Source organism: Candidatus Kryptonium sp., assembly GCA_025060635.1.
Taxonomy (GTDB): Bacteria; Bacteroidota; Ignavibacteria; order Kryptoniales; family Kryptoniaceae; genus Kryptonium.
Genome location: JANXBN010000004.1, coordinates 101,627 through 124,620 on the forward strand (window position 1 = coordinate 101,627; position 22,994 = coordinate 124,620).

The window sequence follows — 22,994 nt, forward strand, 5'->3', positions numbered from 1 at the left end:
TTTACGAATCGTGAGAAAGATTTTAATTTTGATGCTTTTAATTCATTCTTTTGCCTTAGCACAGCCAGAAAATCTTGAGGTACTGCATAGGAAAACATTTGAAAAGATAAAATTTATATCTGATACATCAAACGGTGTGGTTGGCGTTGCGGTGAAAAATCTCGTCACGGGCGAGACATTTTTTATAAATGAAAACCTGATCTTTCCGCAAGGAAGCGCCATAAAGATACCGATTTTGATTGAAGTTTTGAAACAAGCAAACGAAGGTAAATTTAAATTGACTGACAAAATTAAAATAGAAAAGAAACATCAAACTGGTGGAAGCGGTGTGCTTAAGGAATTCGGAGATGGGCTTTCGGAGTTGAGCATCTATGATCTTGCTGTTTTGATGATCACTGTAAGTGATAATACTGCAACGAATATACTTATTGATCTCGTCGGGATGGAAAATGTTAATAAGACGCTTGTTAATCTTGGATTAAAGTACACGAAACTACAGCGCAAAATGATTCGTCCTGACGCATCTGCGAGAGGTGAGGAAAATCTATCAACCCCCGCTGAAGCAATGAAGCTAATGGAAATGCTTTATAAAGGGGAAGTGATAAACAGGGAAATTTCTTCACAGGTTCTTGAAGTACTTAAAAAGGAAAAAGAAACAAATTTAGGCAAGTACCTTCCGCCTGAGGTTAAGGTTGCCAGCAAACCGGGCGGAATAGAAGGTGTAACTTGCGAATGGGGATTAATCTATCTTCCAAGACATCCTTATGTTATCGTCGTAATGAGCAATTATAACTTGAAACCATCAGGTGAGGTCATAGCGCAAATTTCAAAAATTATTTATGAACATTTCTGGCGAATTTCGCTCTCTACAAAGTATGGGACAAGGGTCCCGCTTGAGTTGTTGAAGTGATAGTATGCATAGATATGCTTTCAAATTTCAAAAAATTTAGGAGAAACTTATTTCGCCTGTGCTTCGGAAGAGAAGTTTTGTGAAATCGTGATAAATGTTTCCTTTAAATTAGAGATTTTTTTGGCTTTTGGAATCCCTTCGCTTTTCTTGACTTTTTCCGAAAAGTTTATCAATTTAAAAATGAACGAAAACAAAAAATCGCTCTATCCATGAGAGTTTTTTACAATCTAATCCTTCTGATCTTGTCCCTACCAGTTCTTCTTTTCACTCAAACTGAAGAATGGGTATACAAAAAATCAATTGTTTTTCCTGCAACCGATACTGCATATGTTAGACCATTCTTGTGCGCGGTTGATGCTAGTGGGAATTTGTGGGTTATTTCTTCAAAAGCAACTGATACATCAGCTCACAATGCTTTGTGGAAAGCTGGACCGAATGACGATGTTTTTACACTTGTTTATAATTATACCGCAAGATTTGATACAACAAATGTGCATTCGCTTCGGGGTATAACGACAATTCAAAATGATGTTTTGGTGGTTTTCAGACAACCAGCTGCAATAAATCCTGCGGGTGTTTCAGGTCTTGATTATTTTAAAAATGGAAACCCACAACAAAGAGTAAGATATGGTTTCGGTTTTGGGCAAGCTGGATATGGAACTTTTGTTTTTGGTTTAAGTGCTACAAAAGATAGTTTTGTTTATGCCGGAACTACTTATCAAGCGGGAAATCCTGGTCCAACACCCAGAGTTTATAATTTTACAAGTAGAACGATTACAAATTCGTCTGGAAGCGCTGATCCAGGTGTTTATGTTCCGCCACCATTTTATGCAAGTTGTCCAGGTGGGTATAGCGCAGCTGGTGCTGATGTCATTCGTGATATTGCTGTTATTCCAAATGGGGATTATAATAATCCAAACACTCCATTTTACACATCAAGAAATAGCTCTGAAGATAATCCAACCGCTGGAAATGTGGCCGTATGGACTGGCGGAACTCAAATTGAACCAAAGAACTACAGAGGTCAAGCTTTGACAGATTTTGCTGGATTCCTTGCTCTCGGAAGATTTGTACCATCTGGAATTTATGTTGATAAAAAGGGAAGATTATGGGTTTGCAGACCTGATTCTGGATTTCAAACTGTTAAGGCATTTGAGGTCGCTGGGAACTTCGCTATGGAAGTTTTAACTCTTGAAGGGGCGCCGTTCGTGGCACCATGTGATGTCGCTTTAAGTCCTGATGAATCGCGAGTTTATGTAATTGATATGTTTGCAAGAAGAGCTTTTGTATTTGAGAAAGTGACAAGCATCGCTGAAAAGAGCAATGTTCCAGAAACTTTTTATCTTCACCAAAACTATCCAAATCCTTTTAATTCGTCAACGGCGATCATTTACGAAATCCCAAGAGATGGTTTCGTTAGAATAAACATTTATAACTCGCTTGGTCAAAAGTTGACATCACTTGTTAATTCAATTCAAAGCGCTGGAAAACACATCGCAAGCTTTAATGCAGAGGGTTTGCCAAGCGGTGTTTATTACTATCAACTTGAGTTTGATAATTTCAAATCCTCAATTAAGAAAATGGTTTTGATAAAATAATTTTACTCTTCAGCCATGAAGTTCGCAAAAGCATTATTTTTGATTTTCATTTCTTTATCTGTTTCATTTGCTCAAACTCCGAAGGGGAAAATTTTTGGCAAGGTCATTGATAAAACTACAGGGGAACCGCTTCCCGGAGCGAATGTCCTGATAGAAGGGACAACCATGGGAGCTGCTGCGAATTTTGATGGTGAATACTTCATCATAAATGTGCCACCAGGCAGATATAATCTCATAGCAAGTATGGTTGGGTATAAAAAAATGATCGTTAAAGATGTAGCTGTATATGTTGATAGAACAACAACGGTAAATTTTCAACTTGAGCCTACAGCAATTGAGGTTGAGCCAGTGGTAGTTGAAGCCAAGAGACCAGTTATAGAGAAAGATAAAACTTCTACATCGGTGAACATAGAATCAAGAGAAATTGAAAGCGCTCCGATTGAGGGGTTAAAGCAAATTCTTGAGTTAACAGCTGGAATTATACAAAATCCAAATGGCACTTTCAGCGTTCGCGGCGGTGGTTCTTATGAATTAAATTTCATGATAAATGGCGTTGAGCAAATAACAACTAACACCGGTGTTCCAGGTTATAGCTTCGCATGGGATAAATCAAACAACTCTTGGAAGTATGATTACAATCCACTTGCAGTTGCACAAATGGAAATAATTTCAGGAGGTTTTAGCGCTGAATATGGCAATGCTCAATCTGGTGTTGTTAAAGTTGTAACTAAAGAAGGAGGAACGAGATTGTCTGGCGAGTTCCGCTTTGAATATAGACCGCCTGGTCAGTATCATTGGGGACCGTATCTATACGGTCCTGAAACTGTTGAATGGAAAAAGTGGGGGACTATTGAAAGATGGAAAATGGCATATCCTGATTCCTCCGATACTTGGATTTATAAGATGTGGCGAAAGTGGGTTGAAAATCATTCACCTAACCCGGATGGAGGACCAAACCCGCTTGGAGTTTATGATTATAGAAAACTTTCGTATAGAAGATTTTTACTTGGTTTCGGCGGTCCACTTGGCTCAAGCCCAGAAGCATTGAGATTTTTTATCTCCGCTGAATATAGAGAAAAACCAACAAGAATTCCAACGATTGAAAGAGTTCAAATTTATCAAAATTATACCTTAACTTTATCTTGGAATCCTGTGCCAAAGCATAAATTTAAGTTGATGGGTTTGTATCAGTATTATCGTGGAGGTTTGTTTTCTGGGTCGGATGATATTCGTTGGGCTGGGAGAGATGGGGCTTGGAAATATGTGCTTGTGACAGATTCACCAAGAGATGAGATAACAAATACTCAAAGCTTCACTTGGACATATGCGATAAATCCGCAATCATTTTTTGAATTGACTGCTTATCATTCAAGAGAAAGATATATAGTTCTCGTTTTGCCAGTTCCACAAAGACCAAGTTATTTAAGAGATGATGTTTGGTCTATTCCGCCTGGACCTTGGGATGAAGGATATAGAACTGTTTATTCATTCACTACTCTCTACGGTCAGGATGCTAGAACCGATGCTTGGAGCATATATGGCGATTACACAAATCAAATAACACCAAGATTTCAGATAAAAGCCGGATTTAAGTTCAATTACTGGGATACATATTACAGTGCCGTTTCAAGCTTCGCAGCAAATGCATTTATTTCAAGAACTGGATATGCGGAGTATTACAAGGCGTTTCCATATTATGTTGCTGGTTATATTCAAAGTAGGTTTGAATATGAGGGAATGGTCGCGAACATAGGCGTTAGAGTTGATGGGTATAATTTTAATACGGAAATTCCGTATAATAGATTTAATCCATTTTATCCCGCTCTTGGAGCTGAATCAATAGGCGACCCGCGAACCAAACAAACAAAGGGTCATACAAGGATCTCTCCAAGGTTTGGAATTTCATTTCCGATCGCTGAAAACACGGCTTTTAGGTTACAATATGGACATTTTTATTCAATGCCTACATTTAAAGAAGCATTGATGAGAACAACAGAGCTCGGGTGGATTGCTTATGGTAATGGTAATTTGGGACCAAAGCAAACTATAAGTTATGAATTTGGTCTTCAACATAGTTATAGGAATACGCATAGAATTGATATAGTTGCGTATTATAACGACAGGGTTAGACAAGTTGGACCTCTATACATTTATGCTCCAAGTGCTGGAATTAGAAGAAATAAACGATATCTCACATATGAAAACAACTCTTATGGTGCATCCAAAGGAATTGAAATCACAATTGATAAAGTAGCTCCGGGACGATGGGGTTACAGATTAACTTACAGTTTATCAAGGACAACCTTCGGATACTACGGACCGCGAGCTCTGTGGTCGGACGATCCAAATGATCCGAGAAATTATCAGGAAAGAAATCAAGCTAATGACTTTTTATCTTACGATGACAGAACTCATACATTTAGAGCCCTTGTAAGTTATGCTATTGAAAAAGGCGGTGGGATTGAAATTTTCGGCATCAAGCCGTTTTCGGATTTAGTTGTTAGTTTGACATACACAGCGCAAAGCGGAACACCATTTACCTATGTAACAAGTTATGATGAATTTAAAGATGTCGTTAATAACCGTCGTTATCCGCTTGAGGCGAAATTTGATCTCAACTTAACAAAACGAATCTACTTTGGTAAACAGAATATTCTTGTTGGAATTAGAGTGATGAATTTGTTTAATAACAAATGGTTAACACCGTTTTCATCTCAGGATGATTTAAGAGATTGGGTTGAGAGAAATATAACACCTGATATGCTAAAGCCAGGTGAAGATCCTCTAAATCCAAGGGCAAGCTATAAGTTCAATTATTTCACCACATATCGCAATGTTCCAAGGGAGATCTACTTTACAATAGGTCTTGGTTTTTAAAAGAAATACCTTACAAGAATGAAAAAAATTTTGCTTTTGACATTTGCGTTTATATCTGCTCTTCAAGGGCAAGTCTCATCTCCTCTTCTTAGTTTAAAAAGAGGAATGCTTTGGGAATCTTTTTACTATGGCAAGATTTGTGCTCCGTTTAATAATTGGCAGAGAATAAATTATGGTATGGATTGGCCCGGGTTTGATCCTGAATGGGTTGGTGCAGATATAGGAGGTGCAGCATCGCATATCGTCACGGGTGGATTCATAATCGCAGGGCTTGATTCAACTGGTAAAGTTATTGCTGCTGAAGATTGGGCAATGTATGCAGGAAGCGTTTCTCCAGAGCCAGGAGCAAAATATATTGTTAAAAAACATACAAAAATTGAAAACCACTGGCAGACCAAATTTCCAGGGCCAGAGGAGATAATTGAAAGCGTTTGGGAGTATAATCCAAATTATCAACCCCAATATCAAGGAGACATGCCTTTACCTGTCAGAGTTGAAAGAAAAGCTATGCAATGGAGTGGATCTCAAGCTGACGAAAACTACATAATAATTGAATATGTGATAAAAAACATAAGCAATGAGCTTGCGCCTAATGATAAATTTGGGCTTTACAATGCGACCATCTACAGAATGTACATTCTCTTTACCTATGCTTTTTCAATAAATTCAAGAGCGTGGAGAATTCTATTTTATCCGCAATATAGCGAGGGAGCGAGGAATAATCGCTTTTTCTTTATCCCTGCTGAGAGATTACTTTTCGGTTATGCAGATGATTTCCCTGCAACGGTTGAGCGTAATGAGAAATACGGTTATTATAGTCAAGGTGGACCGCAAAGGAAAGGTGAATGGCTTGCCCCAGGATATCCAGGTTTAAGATTTCTTTATATTTCCCCAGATAGCACACGCAGAGCAAATAGGATAAATGGTTATGCTTGGTCCGCTGCTGATGATAGAATTGATCTTTATGGTCCTTTTGGAACAGCAGGCATCGGTCTTGATGGTAGATACGCCATTTGTAGGGATCCAAGAAATGCTTCCTCACCTGTTATATCACCTTCAGATCCACTATGGACAACCAGAAGAATGTGGTCACTTGTTTCACTTGGACCCTGGACTTTAAGACCAGGTGATACGATAAAAATTGTTACAGCAGAGGTAATCGGTGGAATTTCATATAAAGAAGCAGTTGATCCAAACATTGGAGCTTCATTGGTTGGTAGTAAGGGATATAATGAACTTCTAAAAAATGCAAGACGAGCTCAATTCAATTATGACAATAGATATAATGTACCTGACCCACCTCCAGCTCCGTATTTCACAATCCGACTCTTTGATGAAAAAGAAGGAGTTATAGCAAATGTCATTGAGTGGTATGATTCCGTTGAGGCAATTCCTGATCCAGACTATTCAGGAACTGAGGCGTTTGATCTTGTAGGTTATAGAATTTATCGCTCTAATTATTTACCAATCGGTCCTTGGGAACTTGTGGCTGACATCAAAAAGAGAGATCCAAAGTATTATGATCCTGTGAAACGAAAATATAAATTTGTTGATACTACGGTGACAATTGGATTTAGCTATTACTACGCAATTACAAGCTACGACACAGGACATGCGTCTTGGCCTCCAAACTTGTCAGCAAGGTTTCCAGAAACTGGTTCAAATCGTGTTCCACCAATGGAAAGTTCAATTTACGCAAATCGCAAAATTGTTCCATTTAAGGCAACTATACCAGCTACAAGTGAACTTGATAAAATTCTCGTTGTCCCAAATCCATTTGTGGCGCGCTCTGGATTTGTGAATCCAAGAGATGTTGATGTAATTCAATTTGTAAATATCCCAAGCCCATGCGTAATAAGAATTTACACTATTAGAGGAGACCTTGTAAAAACAATTTATCATAACGATGGTTCCGGTATTGCTTCGTGGAATCAGGTAACAGATTATGGACAATATGTTGAAAGTGGGATATATATTTATCACATTGAAACCCCCGAAGGTAAAAAGAAAATCGGTAAGTTTGCAATAATAAGGTAAACAATAAACAGGGTTTAACAATGAAAAAAGTTTTGCTATTTTTGTGTCTATCTCTAAACCTTGTCTTTTCGCAGACATTTAAAAAAGTTGGTACAACTGGTTATGTTTTTCTTGAAATTCCAGTAAGCACAAGAGCAAGCGGGGTTGGTGACGCAGGTGTCGCTTTGTTTCATACAAGTGCGGATGCAATTTTTATAAATCCAGCTCTTACTGGATTTACAACAAAAAAACAATCCCTTAATTTCACATTTGCAAATTGGCTTGCAGATGTAAAGCAAATGGCATCAGCTTATACGATAAAACTTGGCAATGCTGGCGTTTTTGGAATTGGACTTGTTCATTTTGATTTTGGAACTATGCAAGGAACTGTTAACGCTAATCCAGATCAACCTGGAAATTATATTATAACTGAAACTTTTTCAGCTGATGCCCTTGCTTTTGGAATATCATATTCTAAAATGTTAACCGATAGATTCTCATTTGGCGGTTTTGTTAAGTATGTTAGAGAAAAAATTTGGGTCTATAAATCCGAAAATTTCGTTTTTGATGTCGGGGTTCTATACTTCACTGGCTTTAGAAGCTTAAGGATAGCAGGAGCAATTCAAAATTTCGGCGTTGATAGTAAATATATCGGTGACTCTTTTAAGATGCCAGTGATGTTTAAACTTGGGATCGCTGGTGAAATTATAGGTGAATATAATCAACCAACTAAACTTTCATTAATGATAGAAGCTTTGCATCCAAGTGATTCGCCTGAGAAATTGAACCTCGGAATTGAATATTCATATAAGAATTTTTTGAGTTTGAGGGGTGGATATAAACTTAACTATGATGAAGAAAACTTTACGCTTGGTTTGGGTTTAAATGGCTCAAGCGCACGAATACCAGTCAACCTTGACTTTTCATATCTTAACTTCAATCGCCTTGGCTCGGTTGTTAGAGTTGGGGTTGGAATTGAGTTTTGAAGATCTCAAGCATGAAATGAAATCCACTTACTAAACCGAAGGTTTATGATCTCGCCCATTTGAGGGGCTTTCATTTGATTAAGTTGTAAATCTTTTTTAAAATTAAAAAAGTCAAAACAAAGTAGAGGAGCTATGAAAGTTCTTTCACTGCGAACTGAAAAGGAAAATTTCATCGGAATCATTTACGACGAGAGCGGGCGAATTCTAAATCTAACAGACGCGCTTCCACTTTATCAAAAACTTAAAAATCAAATTGACGATTTCCCACATATAAAAACTGTAACCGAGCTTTTCAGGGAACAGCTGTTTAACATTGATCTTTTCAAAAGGGTCATTGACTTCGTTGAAAAGCATAATCTAATGGAATATCTTTTTGTGAAAGAATCATTCAAATATAACGCTCCCGTTGAGTTTCCACCGAAATTTATCTGTTTAGCTAAAAACTACGAAGAACACGCGAAGGAATTCGGTTCAACACCACCTTCCGAAGAACCAGTGATTTTCGCTAAAAGTGGAACATCTGTCATAGGACATCTTGAAACGATCTATATCCCAACTAATGTCGGAAGAATTGATCACGAGGTTGAACTTGCAATTGTGATAGGTAAAAGAGGAAAAAGAATTAAAAAAGAAAATGCATGGAGCCATATCGCCGGATATACAATCGTTATAGATGTCACTGCCCGAGATATTCAAAGAAAAGATGTCCAAGCACAACATCCTTGGTTTAGATCAAAAAGTTTTGACTATTTCGCTCCGATGGGACCATGGATCGTTACCGCTGATGAAATTCAACCCCCAATTGAACTTGATATAAAACTTTGGGTTAACGATGAACTCAGACAAAACTCAAACACGAAAAATATGATTTTTGATATTCCAACCATAATTGAATCCATAAGCAAATACATGACCCTCTATCCAGGTGATGTAATCTCAACTGGAACGCCTGAAGGAGTCGGGCCTATTAAGCCAGGTGATAAGATAATAGCGCAAATCCAAAAAATTGGGGAACTTGTAAATTATGTTGAAGCAGACATAGAATAAAACTTAACACTTAAAACTATGCGGAGAAAAGAGTTTTTAAAATCAATGGCTTTATTAACTTTCTCTCAATTTTTACCTGACTTAAAGTTCAAGGCAAGTTACTCCAGCGTTGAAAACTTCATAGAACAAATCTCAAATCTTGAACCTAAAAACTCAAATTTCTGGAAGTTAGTTCGTGATCAATTTCCGATACCTAAAGATTATGTTTATTTAAACACGGGAGGACTTGGCTCGTCTCCGTATGTTGTTAGTCAGAAAGTTAAAGAGGAGATGGATAACCTTGACAAATACCCAACACCAAATCATGATCTACAAAGATGGTGGAAGGTTAAAGAAAAATGTGCAAATCTTTTAAATTGTGAAAAAGAAGAGATTGCTCTTGTTAGCTGTGCAACGGAGGCAATAAATATAATCGTGAATGGACTCCCTTTGAGAAAAGGTGATGAGGTCATACTTACAACCCATGAGCATGTCGCCGGAAATTTACCTTTGTTAAACCGAGCTAAAAGAGATGGAATTATACTTAAAACATTTGAACCTGATTTGAAAAATTGGGCTGGAAATGTAGAAAGAATTGAAAAACTAATAACGAAAAAAACAAAACTAATTTTTGTAAGCCATATAACTTGCACCACAGGTCAACGACTACCAGAAAAGGAAATTTGCAAACTTGCTAAGGATAAAGGATTGTGGGTTTTTCTGGATGGTGCTCAAGTTCCCGGAATGATGCCTGTAGATGTTAAGGAATATGATTGTGATTTTTACACAACAAGCGGGCATAAGTGGCTCCTTGGTCCAAAGAGAACTGGAATCCTTTATGTTAAGAAGAAAAATCTTGACCTCATTCAACCTATAACTGTTGGTGGATATTCAGATGATGGATATAGCATTGAAAAGAACGAACTCAAGTTCCAACCATCTTCTCAAAGATTTGAGTATGGAACTCAAAACCCAGCTCTATTTTTTGGGCTTGAAACAGCAATTGATTTTTTGAATGCCATCGGAATTGAAAATGTTTGGATGCACAATAGGGCGCTTGCCGAAACCTTCTACCAAGAACTTTTGAAAATTCCAAATGTTGATGTTCTATCGCCAGTTGATGAAAACTTCAGAACCGCTATGATAAGTTTTAAAATGAAAAATTTAAGTTATGACAAAGTTGTTTCATATCTCATGGAGAAAAGAATAAGAGTTAGGCCCGTCACAGAGGGCAATCTAATGGCTGTGAGGGTTTCTTTCCATGTTTATAATAACGAGATGGATGTTGCGAAAATTTTGAATGAAATCAAGAACCTCGCTCAGTTGTGATGCGAAAGTTCATATCTTTTCAGTTTTTCATATATTCAAGATAAGTTGATTGATGTGATGGATCAGCGATGATTAATTTTTTGTAGATAGATTCTTTATTTTTTGCGGTTTTAAAAATTTCCGCAAGCTCCAAATACTTTGCATCAAAGAAAAGTTTCACAAGAGTTGAAGTTGGGTTAACATTTTTCTTTATGTTTATCATTACATCAATCACAGAATCAATCGTTGCAAGAGCATCCGCAGGGCGTTTCTGGAGAAGATCAAGCCCATTGTAATGGTAATCATACATTGCTTTCCTGAAATCAGCGTATTTTGAATCAAGCAGTTCGTCTATGAGATTAAATCTACTAAATCCAGATGTAACTTTTTGCCAACCTCTTGAATACCGCGAAGATTGAGCGTTTGTGCAAATTCTAAATGCCTTTTCAAAAAATTCCGTCCCACCGAAAGGTTCATAAGTGTCAAAATCATAACCGATGATAATATACATGTAGAAATCAATTAAGCTTAAAAGTGGATCAAAACGAAATTCATCGTGATACATCGGCTGGTTTTTGTCGTAGTAAAAATCAACTTTATCATCAAGTATTCTCAAAACAGCCGTGCTTTTATCCGAATCATAAATTTGCCTCTGTGAACCTATAAAAATTTGTGCTTGATAATTATTTCCGCTCGCTGATGTGAAAAAGATATTCATAGTGCATTGAATTTTTTGACCCCCGAGATCAACATTTGTCCATTTATAAGTGTTAATGTATCGCTCAATTTTTTCAGCGAAGTCAGATAAATCAGATTTATTTTGGGGCGGTAATTGTTCAAAATTAACAGTGACTTTACATTCAATTTCCTGTGCCGATGAAGAGTAAAAAAGTAGGAAAAGTAAAAGGATAAAGCAGAAAAGCTTCTTCGTCATGATGCTTTATCTTTTATCTTTTCCAGAAGCTCTTTTGCCTCCTTCCTAAATTGGGGGTCATCTTCATCTTCCGTTGGTAATTCTTGGATTTTCATTAAATGTTCTTTTGCTTTTTTGTAATTTTTAACTTCAATGTAAGCTTTTGCAGCGTCAAGTCGGAACATGATAAAGGTTGGTCTTAGGCTTATTGCCTTCTCAAAGTTTTTTATTGCGTCGTCATAATTTGCCCATCCGAGACCAAGTGGTGCGCGGAATAGTTTTGGTTTTTCACATAGCTTTGCATGAGTTCTCCCAAGGATATAATAAGCAGCGCTGTTATTTGGATCAAGTTGGATCGCCTTTTCAGCATCTTCTTTAATTTTTTTTACGATATCAATTGATTCCCAAACACCTTTGAAGAGCGCAATTCTACCTAAGGCAATAGCTCTTCGTGTGTAGCCCATTGAGCCGTTAGGATTTACTTGAATTGCAAGATCAGCGTACTCCTTTGCTTTTTCATACATTTCAAGTTGTTTTTGTTTCTCTTCTTTTGTTCTCGCTGGAAGATGCTCACCAATATCAACATAAACTTTGCTTAACTTCCAAAGGACATCATAGTTTTTGGGGTCAATTTTATATGCTTCAAGATATTTCTCTAATGCTTTGTAATTGTCAAATTTCTTCTCGGAATATTCATCACCTTCGGCGATAAGTTGTTTTAGTTTTTCACTTGATTGAGAAAACAGGAGAGCAAATGAGATAATTAATAAAGCTATGACTCGTGAGAAATATCTCATTTTTGGCTCCAAATTTGTTTTACTGGTTTATCAATCGCCCATTTTCAATCTACGGATTTCATCCCGAATTTGGGCAGCTTTTTCGTAATCTTCTTTCTTTATTGCTTCTTCAAGTTGTTTTTGTAGCTCAGCGATTCTTTCTTCTTTTGAAGTTGGCTTTGGAGTTCGTTTTGGCGTTGGGGGTTGAGGAATATCTTCGTCAGGGAATGGAGATTCTTCTTCCTCGGATTCGTCAACCTGTGATTCCTCTGGAGCGAAGCTTGCTTCGTCCATAACTTCTTCATTTACATAAATCGGTGCCCCACACCTTAGCGCAACGGCAATTGCATCGCTTGGCCTTGAATCAATTTCATATGTCATACCATTTAATTCAATATAGATCTTTGCGTAAAATGTCCCATCTTTTAAATCTGTTACCACGACCTCAAGTATTACAGCTCCAATTCCATCAAGTATGTTTTTTATCAGATCGTGCGTCAAAGGACGCGGTGGTTTTATTCCTTCCATTTCAAGAGCGATTGCTTGCGCTTCAAATGAGCCAATGATTATAGGAAGTCGTCTATCACCACCAACCTCTTTCAAAATCAAAGCATAAGAGCTTGGCCCTGTGGGCGTTGCAGATAATCCAACTATGTCTACTTGAATTTTTTTCACTTTAAATCAATCCTCCTTGTTTTTAAAGTTTTACTTTCCAAGAACTTTTTTCAGTTCTTTAATCAGAGCGGGAACAACCTCAAACAAATCTCCTACTATTCCGTAATCTGCAACTTGAAATATCGGCGCGTCTTTATCTTTATTTATTGCAACTATTACTTTTGATGAAGACATTCCAGCAAGATGCTGAATCGCTCCTGATATTCCAACTGCAATGTAAAGTTTAGGTGAAACTGTTTTACCTGTTTGACCAACCTGTTCGTCATGTGGACGCCATCCCGCATCTACTACTGCTCTTGAAGCACCAACCGCTGCACCGAGGACATCAGCAAGTTCTTCAATAAGTTTAAAGTTCTCTGGTGCTTTTAAACCTCTTCCACCAGCAACAATTATATCAGCTTCTGTGACATCAATTTTTCCTTGAGTTGCTGCTATCGTTTCAAACGCAACGACTTTAAAATCATCGTCATTTAAATTTATTTCAATTTTCTCAAGGCTTGCAACTTTACCATCCTTTTCGCCAACTGGAAAGACATTAGGTCTTAAAGTGAAAATTTTTTTATCAGAGTTAATTTTTACTTTTATAAAAGCTTTACCAGCATAAACAGGTCTTGTTGCGATTACTTCACCATTTTCAACTTTCAAATCGGTACAGTCAACAGCAAATCCAGCGTTAATTTTCCCAGCTACTCTCGGAGCAACCTCCTTACCCATAGCTGTTGCGGACATGAAAAGATAATCAGCTTCAACCTTTTGCATCACTTCTGCTATAACTTTAGCATATGCAGTTAAAGAATACTGACCAAGTCTTGAATCTTGAACAATTAAAACTTTTTCAGCGCCATAATCCCCAAGTTCAGGTGCTATTTTTTCAACATTTTCGTCCCCAATTACAAGTGTATAAAATTCAGCTGATAATTCATCTGCAACTCTTTTACCAGTTCTTACTGCCTCAAAGGCGGACTTTTTAAATTTTCCTTCCCTTTGTTCAGCAAATGTTAAAACTCTTTTCGCCATCTTTTCACGATTTAAATTTGTTTTAAAATAATTATTCCCGAAGTATTTTGCAACTTTAAAATTTCAAATTACTTTAGCTTCCTCTCTTAACAAACGAACAAGTTCTTCAACTGCATTTGCATCTGTGCCAAGAATTCTTCCTGCCTTTTTCGGTGGCGGAAGCAACATTTCAATGACCTCGGCTTTATTCTCAAATTTTACCGCTTCTCTTTCTTCAACTGGTTTGCTCTTTGCTGCCATTATACCTTTGAGGGAGGGATATCTTGGTTCATTTAAACCCCGTTGAGCTCCAATTATTATCGGTAGCTTCCCACGAATCCTTTCTCTCCCGCCTTCAATTTCTCGCTCAGCTATGATTGTTCCATCTTGATTAATTTCAAGTTTAACAACGACAGTAATTGAAGGTATTCCAAGTAGTTCCCCAACTAAACTTGGCATAGCTTGGTTATCGTAATCAATTGATTGTTTTCCGAAGAAAATAATATCTGGTGAAATTTCCTTTAAAACTTCAGCAAGTGCTTTCGCAATTGAAAATGTATCTCTTTGTGAATCGTCCTTAAGTAAAATCCCTCTATCAGCTCCCATTGCTAAAGCTCGCCTTATCACCTCCACATTTTCACTTCCACCAAGTGAAATCACAGTAATTTCGCCTCCAAATTTCTCCTTCACTCTCAACGCTTCCTCAACTGCAAATTCATCATATGGATTTAAAATGTAGTTCACCCCAGTTTTGTCAATTGTTTTACCATCTGCACCAATTTTTACTTTTGTTTCTGTGTCTGGAACCCGATTTACGCAGACAGCAATTTTCATAGGTTGATTTAATTTTGTTTTAAATCAAATTTGATTCTTTTCCTCAAGGAGCTTAAAAAACACACTAAAAAATACTTATTTTCCCAAAATGTTCCAACTTAAATTTGGCCGAAAAACAAAAATCCACACCAATGAGCTCAACACCAAAAGAATTAATTGCTCGTTTAGTTGAAGATTAAAAGCAATGAATCAGATGGATGAAACTTTTTTGGTAAAGATATTATTTCCCCTTTTCTCCTATGAGTTTTCCTGTGCCATAAGCTATCGCAAACAGTAAGCATGTCTGTGCAAAGTTATGCCAAGTTGCATTTGCAAAAATAATTGGATTACCAGTGATTTTTCCAATCAAACCAATTAATATGCTTATTACGGCAGCTATTAACCCCGCAAGAACTATCTTGTCCATGATTTCCTCCTATTTTGAGTTTTAGGCTCACAAAAAAGTTAAGAAGTAAAATTGAAAATGTCAATAAGAAATTAGAGAGTTAAATGCATCAAAAATGTTTTCATTCTATGCTTGCCTGGAGAGGATAAAAGGGAAGGAAAGTTAATTAACTAGTGAAAGCAAGTTAAGGATTTTGCGAAGAGTGAAGGGCGTGGAAAACCCACGCCCGAAATAGTCACAGAATTACCTTTGCTGTCAAAGCGAACCCGAAATCTCTTGAATTCGCAAGACCTTTTGCTATTTCGTTTTGAAGGTAAAACCTGTCTCCTATTTTAGAACCCAAAAATAAGCTCATTGAATATTCGCTTCTTGTCAACCTTCGTCCAGCATAGCTACTGCTGTGAACGCTCGCATACTCAAATCCTGCTCCGATAAGCGCAATTTCGTTAAATATGTAAAATACCCCAGCATGTCCTCCTATAGTTAAATCCTTGCTATCAAGTCCATAGCTTAAAACAGGATGAATTACATAAGTGGCATTTGAAATGTTGAAAATGTTAGGCAAAGAGATTTCAACCTCATTATTTCTTTCGTCAAGCTTTCCACGATGCTCAAAGATGATATCAAGCGTGTATCTGCTCATAAAAGAGGAATAGATGTTGTAAACTCCTCTAACTGCGTAGTAGTCAACTTTAAACAGATCTCTGGATTTTTCATCTGAACCAACTGAAAACTGCATAGAAAAATTTCTAAATAGTCCATAATAGAGGCTACCGAGCGAGAGGAAAGAATCTTCATATGGTGATTTGATGCTGTTGATTGAGTATTCACCGCTTAATTCAAATACAAGCGATTTAAAAGGATAAACCATTGATGCACGCTTCAGAAAAAGATAAGTATCAAAACAGGGATAAGCTGTTGAGCTTAGAAAAACAATCGCCCCGATAAGAAAAATTATTTTCCTCATTGGAGAACCTCAATTTGTTTTAGTTTTAGGTGTGCTATTTTCATTATAAAAATAACATCACAAAAATTAAAAGTCAAGAGCCGAGCAAAACCTTTAAAAAATGTCTTCATCTTCGCGCCCTTCTCTTTTCCAGAGCGGAAAAATCAAAAAACTTGATTTTTTCAAAAAGAATTTTATATTTATCTACAAAGAAAACAGGTAAGAACATGGCTTGGAACAGGAAAAACATATTTGAACTTGTGCGATTCAAAATAATCGGACCAATAAATTTGGAGGGAACTTAGAGGAAATGGAGAAGTTGGATTCATCTTTTGAACATGCCTTGATAGAAATTCAAGGCATAAGCAAATCCTTCGGAGATGTTAAAGTTCTTAACAATATATGGCTCTCCATAAACAAAGGGGAATTTTTCTCACTGCTTGGTCCAAGTGGGTGCGGGAAGACAACTTTGCTCAGAATAATTGCTGGATTTGAAAAGCCTGATGTTGGGAAAATTGTGATTGATGGTGTGGATTATACGAGTACGCCACCGTATAAAAGACCTGTAAATATGGTTTTTCAAAACTATGCTCTTTTTCCGCATCTAAATGTTTTTGAAAATGTAGCGTTTGGCTTAAGATATCAAAACATAGGAAAGTATGAAATAAAACAGAGAGTCCTTGAGGCACTTGAGCTTGTGAAAATGAGCGGTTTTGAAAAAAGAAAACCTTCGGAATTAAGCGGTGGGCAAAAGCAAAGGGTTGCGCTTGCTAGGGCTTTGGTCCTCAGACCAAAAGTTTTACTGCTTGATGAACCATTGAACGCACTTGATCCGAAGTTAAGAAAAGAGATGCAAATTGAACTTAAAAAACTTCAACATGAAGTGGGAATAACATTTATCTTTGTTACACACGACCAAGAGGAAGCTTTATCAATTTCAGATAGAATTGCCGTTATAAATTCAGGTAAAATAGAGCAAATTGGTACCGGGTACGAGATATTTGAAAAACCACGGACCGAATTCGTTGCGAATTTCATGGGGGCAAAGAATTTGTTTATTGGAGTTCTACACAAATTAAGCAGAAATGTGTTTGAGATTGAGCTTCCAAATCTTGCTAAATTTAAAATCGCTTTCAACCGAGATTTGAAACCAAATGGAAATGAATTTAAGTTTATCGTCAGACCAGAGAAAATTTTCATAAGAAGGACGCCAATTAAGAATCATGCCTTCGTTTCTATTCCAGCTGTTGTTGAGTCAAAACTTTATTATGGTGCGTCAACGAGTTGGGTTTTGAAAGCAAACGGATTTTTGATCTTTGTTGACGAGCAAAATAAAAATTCAGGATTCAAAGCGGAATTTCATCCTGGCGAAAAAGTCTACGCAGTTTGGGACAAAAGAAACATAGTTTTTCTTGAATCAGTGTGAGGTCAAGAATTTATCTAACTTTCCTAATACCAACGCTTATAATCCTTGTTTTTTTCTTCCTGATTCCGCTTTTAATAATGTTTTACTATAGCTTCCTTCAGCGTGGAGTTTATGGCGGGTTTGAACCAATTGAGAATATAAAAGAGTATGTATTTTCACTTGCTTGGCTTAAAAATTATATCAGGGTATTTGATTCACTCTACATACCGATTTACCTTCGTTCCATTTACATTGCTTTTTTGACAACATTGATTTGTTTATTAATTGGATATCCAATTGCGTATTACATCGCGATGAAAGTTAAACCTGAACATAAAATCATTTACCTTTTTCTTATAATCGTACCGTTGTGGACAAGTTTCTTGATAAGGACATATGCTTGGATTTTGATTTTGCGAGATGAAGGACTTGTGAATTTATTTTTATTAAAAATTGGTTTGATTGATAAACCTTTACCTTTGCTTTACAATGAGTTTTCGGTTCTGTTGGGGCTTGTTTATGGAGAACTACCATTTATGATTTTGCCAATTTATGCGTCGCTTGAAAAAATAGATATAAACTTAATTGAAGCTTCAAAAGATCTTGGTGCTGATGAATTTGGGACTCTAAAACGAGTTATTTTGCCGCTTACCTTGCCTGGTATAATAGTTGGAGTGGTGATCGTTTTTATTCCGACTCTTGGATCTTTTATCGTTTCTGATCTACTTGGGGGTGCGAAGAACATGCTCGTGGGGAATCTAATTCAAAACCAGTTTATCGTCGCTCGTGATAAACCATTCGGTTCTGCAATAGCGTTCGTGTTAAGCTTTTTCGTTTTGATTTTGCTTTACATTTATAGGAAATTTTCAGGTGGGAAAATTGATATTTTATGAAGTTAGTTTCTCAAGCGTGAAATGGTATTCCTCGGTTACGGGATTTGCAAGTATCTTACGACAAATTTCGTCAGCAAGTTCTTTCGCCTTTTCCTCATCATCAATGTTTAAATTCATCTCAAAAAATTTCCCTGTTCTCAAACTTTCAACCTCTTTATAACCAAGCGTCTCAAGAGCATGTTGAATTGTCTTTCCTTGAGGGTCAAGTATCGTATCTTTTAACCTGACTATAATTTTTACCTTTATCATTTTTTACCTTATTCTGTTAAACATCAAAGTCGTGTAAATTTTCATCCTCGTTTGATGGAGTTGTTCCAGCTAATCCGGGAACAGGTTTAAATGTGTTAATTAAAGATCTTACGGCGCCAAAGAGGATAAATATAACGATCAAAGGAAATATGATTTTACCACGAGTTAAGATAGCAAGTATTACACCAAAGTAGAAATAGAAAAATTTAATTGGCGATGATTTGATTGATTTTATTGAGAGCTTTGGAATCGTGTCATATTTAATTGAACTTATCATAAGAAGTGAAAGGGCGATCACCATCGGTATTAATGCATGCTTTTGGAGAGAAGGCATGCCAGTTTCGCTGTTGTAGAATAAAATTATATAAGAAGCCACGGTTGACGCAGACATTGGAATTGGAAGTCCTTTGAAGAATTCTTTGTCAAAACCAACCAGCTCAACATTGAATCTCGCAAGACGCATCGCACCAAATATCATCAATAACGAACTGATGAAGATACCAATTTCACCGAATTCGTGAAAATAAAATTTATAAACAAGAACGGATGGAGCAACTCCAAAAGATATTACATCAGCAAGTGAATCAAGCTCGACTCCGAACTCTGTCGCTGATTTAGTTAATCTTGCCATTGCTCCATCAAGTGAGTCAAATATCGCAGCTAAAATTATAAACCACGCTGATTGAATATATGCCTCATTTATTGCGTTTAAAATTGCAAGGAAACCAGAGAACATATTCAAAACTGTGAATAAACTCGGGACGAAAATAAATCTGTTTTTTCTCATTTTCAATTCACCTCTTAACTTTTGCTATTACTGTTTCTCCTGCTTTTACCTTTTGACCAACTGAGATCATAACTTCAACTTTGTTTTTCGGCATTATGAGATCAACTCTTGATCCAAATTTTATCATTCCATATCTTTGCCCAGCTATGACTTTGTCGCCCTTCTCAACATCGCACACAATTCTTCTCGCTATAAATCCGGCTATTTGCTTGACCATGACCTTAAAACCATCTTCAGTTTCTATTCCGATTATCTTTCTTTCATTATTTTCGGAAGATTTTTCGTCAAATGCAACAATATATTTACCTGGGATGTATTTTAAGAATTTTATTTCCCCGCTTATGGGAATTCTATTAACATGGACATTTAACGGTGACATAAATATGCTAACTTGAATTGCGTCGTTAAATATGAATTCATTCTCAAAGAACTCACGAATCAAAAAAACTTTGCCATCAGCAGGTGAAATTATGAGATCGTTGTTTTCAGGGATTTTCCTTTCTGGATCCCTGAAAAAGAAAAGAGTGAATCCACTGATGCTAATGGCGAGTAAAACAAGAAATATCTTTAAAGGTGTAAATTTTATTAAAAAAGAAATCACCAAAAGAACTACGGAAAAGCCAATTGCCCAAATAACGGTTGAAACTCCATACTTTGTTATCAATCTTCCTTTTCCCATTTATATTGATATGCGCCTTAAGATTTCCATATAACTTTCGCGGATATTTCCCATATTCAATCTAACTCTCTCAAAATCAAGAGGTTCATTGCTTTCCATATCCCAAATTCTGCAAGTTCTTGGTGAAATTTCATCTCCAAGAACTATGTCATCGCCAAGGATCCCAAATTCAAATCTTGCATCAACAAACTTTAAATTTCTTCTCTCAAAGAAGGAACGCAGAATTGCGTTAACTTTTGACGCTGTCCTGGTTATCATTGCTATCTCTTCAGGTGTGGAAATGTGTAGAGCATAAATATGATATTCATTTACAAATGGGTATTGAGCAGTGTTGTTTTTATAGTAAAGTTCAATAACAGGTTGATCAAGTAATGTTCCTTTTTCAATCCCAAATCTTTCGCAGAAATTTCCCGCAGCTATATTTCTAACGACAACTTTTATCGGGATCATGTTAAGCTTTCTAACGAGCATTGAGCTTTCGTCAACGGGCTTTATATAGTGCGTAAGTATGTTGAAATTCCGTAGATATTCAAATAGAATGGTTGAGATTTTATTCCTTAATTCACCGTGTCCTTTCATTTTAAAGACAGTCCCATTTCTCAAGACAATAGTGTCTTTGAACCTCATAATCAAGCAATTTTCCTCTTCCGAGGTATAGAATTTTTTATTATTTCCTTCAAAAACCAGCTCGGGAGTAAAAACTTGAATTTTTGTCTTCTTAAGCATTGCTTTTTACGCTTGAGATTTATCAAAAATATGATAAAAAATTTATGGCTAAAAAACAAATTTTATTCTGGCGTGGTACACAGAAACATTAGGTTTTAATTTGTCTTGTTTTGAGTTTGTTTGTAAATTAAAAGCGAGAAAATTAAAAGAAATTTTTGAGTTATGCTTGGGCAGGATGAAAAAATGGTCGTTGCTATGTTAAAGTTTCTTTTCCCGGGCGAGCCTTTACCAAGCGCTTTTGAAAAGGCAGAGGGAATAATTGAAGTGCAGAAAAAAACAAAGAAACATGTTCTTTCTCTTATAAAGAAATCAAAGTTAGATTGGTATGGATACGCAATACCGTATGAATTCGGTGGTGAATTTGAGGAGAAAAGATTTTCCAGAAATACAGAGGACTAAATAAAATTTAGCTCATATACCTCTATCCCGGGGTGAAGGGGGATTGAGGCAAAGAATGCTTAATAGTTTTTTGATTAAGTGTTGTATAAAGGTTTTAAGGTTTGATATTTAAGGGGAAAGAGTTTGACTTTTGTAGCACTTAAAAATGTACCGAGATGAAATTAATCGTCGTGTGAAAAGTTTTTTAACTTTTGGGGCAAAGGTTGAGCGTCATACTGCTAAAAAGATCACTGCAGGTGCAATTTGCGACTGGCAATTGAGCAAACATTATGAATCTAAATAAATGAGATTTCAGTAAACCGTTAAAAGATCGGTATAAAGAGCCTTACAAGCCTGATAGCAAAGTTCCGCGCGCTCCCGTTTGCCAAACATGTCATATGCCGAATGGAGATCATGGAGTTAAAACAGCTTGGGGATTCCTCGCCTTGAGAGTTGCAGAAAAAGATCCAGAATGGAGAAAGTTGCGAAATACAATTATGCGCGCTCTTGGCGTTCTTGATGAAAAAGGAAACTTCACAGAAAGGATAAAAATAATTGAAGCGGGAAAAGTTGTGAGATTAACAGCTGAAGAATGGCAAGCGGAAAGAGATAAAATGTTGAAAGTTTGCTCACAATGTCATAGCCCAAGTTTCGCAAAAGAACAACTTGACAAAGCAGATGAAGTTATAAAAGAGTCAGATAAGCTTATGGCTGAGGCAATTGAAATTGTTGAATCACTTTATAAAGATGGAATACTTGAAAGACCAAAAGATTATCCATTACATACCGATTTGTTAAGATTTTATGAAGTTCGTCATCCGATTGAACAAAAGCTTTATGTCATGTTCCTTAAACACAGGATGAGAAGTTTTCAGGGAGCATTTCATATGAATCCAGATTATATGCACTGGTATGGCTGGGCTGAAATGAAACGCGACCTTGCTGAGATAAAGCACGAAGCTGAAATGTTGCGAAAGCAATTTGCTCAAGCAAAGAGGAAGAGATAAAAACATTCAGAAAAGTAAATAAGTAAACCATCACAAGAGGCGGGGTTTCCCCGCCTTTTTTGTTTTTGGTGTGTTTTAGTTAAATTTTTCAAAAATAAAAATCTTGTTGAAATGAAAATGGGCATTGTGCGATTTTTAAAGTTTGAAAATTACAGATGGAACGGGGTTGAGGTGAAGAAATATAAAGATGAAAATAATACTTGGTTAAATGTTTGCAGACAAGTTATCGCTGGTAAGTCAGGTGAAAAAATGAAATTTCACTTAAGGTATTTTGAAATTGAATCAGGTGGATATTCAACGCTTGAGAAACATAAACACGAACATGTGGTGATTTGTGTCAGAGGGAAAGGCAAGGCAATCGCTGGAGATGAAGTTTTTGAAATGAAATTTATGGATGTCCTATATGTCGGTTCAAATGTTCCTCATCAATTCGTTAACGATTCAGAGGAACCATTTGGATTTTTCTGTATCGTTGATTCAAGGAGAGATAAGCCAAAACTTTTGACGAAGAGAGAGATCTTTGAAATTTTAAAAAATGAAAAAATTGCCAAGGTCGTGCGAATACCAGAAACCTATCCTGGATTAAAGTGAAAAAAATTTTTTCTTTGGGCTCAAAGTTATAAA

The 22,994-nt window shown here is 36.6% G+C and carries 24 protein-coding genes; 13 read left to right on the top strand and 11 right to left on the bottom strand.

Annotation, left to right across the window (positions count from 1 at the left end; translation table 11 throughout):
* Positions 1–10 precede the first annotated feature (10 nt).
* From NZ923_07000 to NZ923_07030, 7 genes are all read left to right on the top strand, one after another.
* Positions 11–910: a class A beta-lactamase-related serine hydrolase gene (locus NZ923_07000; protein MCS7229766.1), complete on the top strand. Its 900-nt coding sequence runs from the start codon at positions 11–13 to the stop codon at positions 908–910.
* Positions 911–1,152: 242 nt separating this feature from the next.
* Positions 1,153–2,508 (top strand): T9SS type A sorting domain-containing protein, encoded by a 1,356-nt coding sequence (locus NZ923_07005; GenBank protein MCS7229767.1) that lies wholly within the window; start codon positions 1,153–1,155, stop codon positions 2,506–2,508.
* Between the two features lie 15 nt (positions 2,509–2,523).
* On the top strand, positions 2,524–5,385 hold the full coding sequence (locus tag NZ923_07010; protein MCS7229768.1) for a TonB-dependent receptor: 2,862 nt from the start codon (positions 2,524–2,526) through the stop codon (positions 5,383–5,385).
* 18 nt (positions 5,386–5,403) lie between these two features.
* Entirely contained in the window at positions 5,404–7,422 is a 2,019-nt protein-coding gene (locus NZ923_07015; protein MCS7229769.1) for a hypothetical protein, read from the top strand.
* Positions 7,423–7,442: 20 nt separating this feature from the next.
* The gene (locus NZ923_07020; protein ID MCS7229770.1) at positions 7,443–8,387 is read left to right on the top strand and encodes a PorV/PorQ family protein; all 945 of its coding nucleotides are present in this window, start codon (positions 7,443–7,445) and stop codon (positions 8,385–8,387) included.
* A 132-nt stretch (positions 8,388–8,519) separates the two neighbouring features.
* Positions 8,520–9,434, top strand: coding sequence for a fumarylacetoacetate hydrolase family protein (locus tag NZ923_07025; GenBank protein ID MCS7229771.1), 915 nt, complete (start codon positions 8,520–8,522; stop codon positions 9,432–9,434).
* 18 nt (positions 9,435–9,452) lie between these two features.
* Entirely contained in the window at positions 9,453–10,742 is a 1,290-nt protein-coding gene (locus NZ923_07030) for an aminotransferase class V-fold PLP-dependent enzyme (protein ID MCS7229772.1), read from the top strand.
* A gap of 19 nt (positions 10,743–10,761) precedes the next feature.
* Here the strand turns inward: NZ923_07030 and NZ923_07035 are convergent, their stop codons facing one another.
* The 7 genes from NZ923_07035 to NZ923_07065 form a co-directional block, all read right to left on the bottom strand.
* Entirely contained in the window at positions 10,762–11,655 is an 894-nt protein-coding gene (locus NZ923_07035; GenBank protein ID MCS7229773.1) for a DUF4835 family protein, read from the bottom strand.
* Positions 11,652–12,431 (bottom strand): tetratricopeptide repeat protein, encoded by a 780-nt coding sequence (locus NZ923_07040; protein ID MCS7229774.1) that lies wholly within the window; start codon positions 12,429–12,431, stop codon positions 11,652–11,654. Before NZ923_07040 ends, NZ923_07035 begins: the two co-directional genes overlap by 4 nt.
* A gap of 30 nt (positions 12,432–12,461) precedes the next feature.
* The gene (locus NZ923_07045) at positions 12,462–13,085 is read right to left on the bottom strand and encodes a bifunctional nuclease family protein (protein MCS7229775.1); all 624 of its coding nucleotides are present in this window, start codon (positions 13,083–13,085) and stop codon (positions 12,462–12,464) included.
* Positions 13,086–13,115: 30 nt separating this feature from the next.
* Complete coding sequence (locus NZ923_07050; protein MCS7229776.1) at positions 13,116–14,102, bottom strand: electron transfer flavoprotein subunit alpha/FixB family protein; 987 nt, start codon at positions 14,100–14,102, stop codon at positions 13,116–13,118.
* A 63-nt stretch (positions 14,103–14,165) separates the two neighbouring features.
* Positions 14,166–14,915, bottom strand: a complete 750-nt coding sequence (locus NZ923_07055; GenBank protein ID MCS7229777.1) for an electron transfer flavoprotein subunit beta/FixA family protein — start codon at positions 14,913–14,915, stop codon at positions 14,166–14,168.
* Positions 14,916–15,135: 220 nt separating this feature from the next.
* Positions 15,136–15,321 (bottom strand): hypothetical protein, encoded by a 186-nt coding sequence (locus NZ923_07060; protein ID MCS7229778.1) that lies wholly within the window; start codon positions 15,319–15,321, stop codon positions 15,136–15,138.
* A gap of 214 nt (positions 15,322–15,535) precedes the next feature.
* On the bottom strand, positions 15,536–16,267 hold the full coding sequence (locus NZ923_07065) for a hypothetical protein (protein MCS7229779.1): 732 nt from the start codon (positions 16,265–16,267) through the stop codon (positions 15,536–15,538).
* Between the two features lie 29 nt (positions 16,268–16,296).
* On the opposite strand from NZ923_07065, the gene NZ923_07070 reads away from it, so the two are divergent.
* Genes NZ923_07070 through NZ923_07080 form a run of 3 tightly spaced genes read left to right on the top strand, consistent with a single transcriptional unit; the run spans position 16,297 to position 18,544 of the window.
* On the top strand, positions 16,297–16,551 hold the full coding sequence (locus NZ923_07070; protein MCS7229780.1) for a hypothetical protein: 255 nt from the start codon (positions 16,297–16,299) through the stop codon (positions 16,549–16,551).
* 5 nt (positions 16,552–16,556) lie between these two features.
* Complete coding sequence (locus NZ923_07075) at positions 16,557–17,672, top strand: ABC transporter ATP-binding protein (GenBank protein ID MCS7229781.1); 1,116 nt, start codon at positions 16,557–16,559, stop codon at positions 17,670–17,672.
* Positions 17,669–18,544 carry an ABC transporter permease gene (locus NZ923_07080; GenBank protein ID MCS7229782.1) on the top strand — a complete coding sequence of 292 codons (876 nt, stop codon included), beginning with the start codon at positions 17,669–17,671 and terminating at the stop codon, positions 18,542–18,544. The genes NZ923_07075 and NZ923_07080 overlap by 4 nt, the downstream gene beginning before the upstream one ends.
* Here NZ923_07080 and purS read toward each other — a convergent pair.
* The 4 genes from purS to NZ923_07100 are packed head-to-tail and all read right to left on the bottom strand — an operon-like array spanning position 18,539 to position 20,985.
* Entirely contained in the window at positions 18,539–18,793 is a 255-nt protein-coding gene (purS, locus tag NZ923_07085) for a phosphoribosylformylglycinamidine synthase subunit PurS (protein ID MCS7229783.1), read from the bottom strand. The two genes, NZ923_07080 and purS, sit on opposite strands and share 6 nt — an antisense overlap.
* A 16-nt stretch (positions 18,794–18,809) precedes the next feature.
* Positions 18,810–19,580, bottom strand: a complete 771-nt coding sequence (pssA, locus tag NZ923_07090; protein ID MCS7229784.1) for a CDP-diacylglycerol--serine O-phosphatidyltransferase — start codon at positions 19,578–19,580, stop codon at positions 18,810–18,812.
* Between the two features lie 7 nt (positions 19,581–19,587).
* The gene (locus NZ923_07095) at positions 19,588–20,259 is read right to left on the bottom strand and encodes a phosphatidylserine decarboxylase family protein (protein MCS7229785.1); all 672 of its coding nucleotides are present in this window, start codon (positions 20,257–20,259) and stop codon (positions 19,588–19,590) included.
* Positions 20,260–20,985: a phosphoribosylaminoimidazolesuccinocarboxamide synthase gene (locus tag NZ923_07100; GenBank protein MCS7229786.1), complete on the bottom strand. Its 726-nt coding sequence runs from the start codon at positions 20,983–20,985 to the stop codon at positions 20,260–20,262. It lies immediately after the preceding gene.
* Positions 20,986–21,147: 162 nt separating this feature from the next.
* On the opposite strand from NZ923_07100, the gene NZ923_07105 reads away from it, so the two are divergent.
* The 3 genes from NZ923_07105 (at position 21,148) to NZ923_07115 (ending at position 22,961) form a co-directional block, all read left to right on the top strand.
* A complete protein-coding gene (locus NZ923_07105) occupies positions 21,148–21,384 on the top strand; it encodes a hypothetical protein (protein MCS7229787.1) in 237 nt (78 codons plus the stop codon).
* A 377-nt stretch (positions 21,385–21,761) separates the two neighbouring features.
* Positions 21,762–22,370, top strand: a complete 609-nt coding sequence (locus tag NZ923_07110) for a hypothetical protein (GenBank protein MCS7229788.1) — start codon at positions 21,762–21,764, stop codon at positions 22,368–22,370.
* A 111-nt stretch (positions 22,371–22,481) separates the two neighbouring features.
* Complete coding sequence (locus tag NZ923_07115; protein ID MCS7229789.1) at positions 22,482–22,961, top strand: cupin domain-containing protein; 480 nt, start codon at positions 22,482–22,484, stop codon at positions 22,959–22,961.
* The last annotated feature ends 33 nt before the right edge of the window (positions 22,962–22,994 follow it).

Bases quoted from the DNA above. Each gene is read 5' to 3' on its own strand.
- NZ923_07010 (MCS7229768.1), top strand. From the start codon at position 2,524: ATGAAGTTCGCAAAAGCATTATTTTTGATTTTCATTTCTTTATCTGTT.
- NZ923_07015 (MCS7229769.1), top strand. From the start codon at position 5,404: ATGAAAAAAATTTTGCTTTTGACATTTGCGTTTATATCTGCTCTTCAA.
- NZ923_07020 (MCS7229770.1), top strand. From the start codon at position 7,443: ATGAAAAAAGTTTTGCTATTTTTGTGTCTATCTCTAAACCTTGTCTTT.
- NZ923_07025 (MCS7229771.1), top strand. From the start codon at position 8,520: ATGAAAGTTCTTTCACTGCGAACTGAAAAGGAAAATTTCATCGGAATC.
- NZ923_07030 (MCS7229772.1), top strand. From the start codon at position 9,453: ATGCGGAGAAAAGAGTTTTTAAAATCAATGGCTTTATTAACTTTCTCT.
- NZ923_07035 (MCS7229773.1), bottom strand. From the start codon at position 11,655: ATGACGAAGAAGCTTTTCTGCTTTATCCTTTTACTTTTCCTACTTTTT.
- NZ923_07040 (MCS7229774.1), bottom strand. From the start codon at position 12,431: ATGAGATATTTCTCACGAGTCATAGCTTTATTAATTATCTCATTTGCT.
- NZ923_07050 (MCS7229776.1), bottom strand. From the start codon at position 14,102: ATGGCGAAAAGAGTTTTAACATTTGCTGAACAAAGGGAAGGAAAATTT.
- NZ923_07055 (MCS7229777.1), bottom strand. From the start codon at position 14,915: ATGAAAATTGCTGTCTGCGTAAATCGGGTTCCAGACACAGAAACAAAA.
- NZ923_07060 (MCS7229778.1), bottom strand. From the start codon at position 15,321: ATGGACAAGATAGTTCTTGCGGGGTTAATAGCTGCCGTAATAAGCATA.
- NZ923_07065 (MCS7229779.1), bottom strand. From the start codon at position 16,267: ATGAGGAAAATAATTTTTCTTATCGGGGCGATTGTTTTTCTAAGCTCA.
- NZ923_07075 (MCS7229781.1), top strand. From the start codon at position 16,557: ATGGAGAAGTTGGATTCATCTTTTGAACATGCCTTGATAGAAATTCAA.
- purS (MCS7229783.1), bottom strand. From the start codon at position 18,793: ATGATAAAGGTAAAAATTATAGTCAGGTTAAAAGATACGATACTTGAC.
- pssA (MCS7229784.1), bottom strand. From the start codon at position 19,580: ATGAGAAAAAACAGATTTATTTTCGTCCCGAGTTTATTCACAGTTTTG.
- NZ923_07095 (MCS7229785.1), bottom strand. From the start codon at position 20,259: ATGGGAAAAGGAAGATTGATAACAAAGTATGGAGTTTCAACCGTTATT.
- NZ923_07100 (MCS7229786.1), bottom strand. From the start codon at position 20,985: ATGCTTAAGAAGACAAAAATTCAAGTTTTTACTCCCGAGCTGGTTTTT.
- NZ923_07105 (MCS7229787.1), top strand. From the start codon at position 21,148: ATGCTTGGGCAGGATGAAAAAATGGTCGTTGCTATGTTAAAGTTTCTT.
- NZ923_07110 (MCS7229788.1), top strand. From the start codon at position 21,762: ATGCCGAATGGAGATCATGGAGTTAAAACAGCTTGGGGATTCCTCGCC.
- NZ923_07115 (MCS7229789.1), top strand. From the start codon at position 22,482: ATGAAAATGGGCATTGTGCGATTTTTAAAGTTTGAAAATTACAGATGG.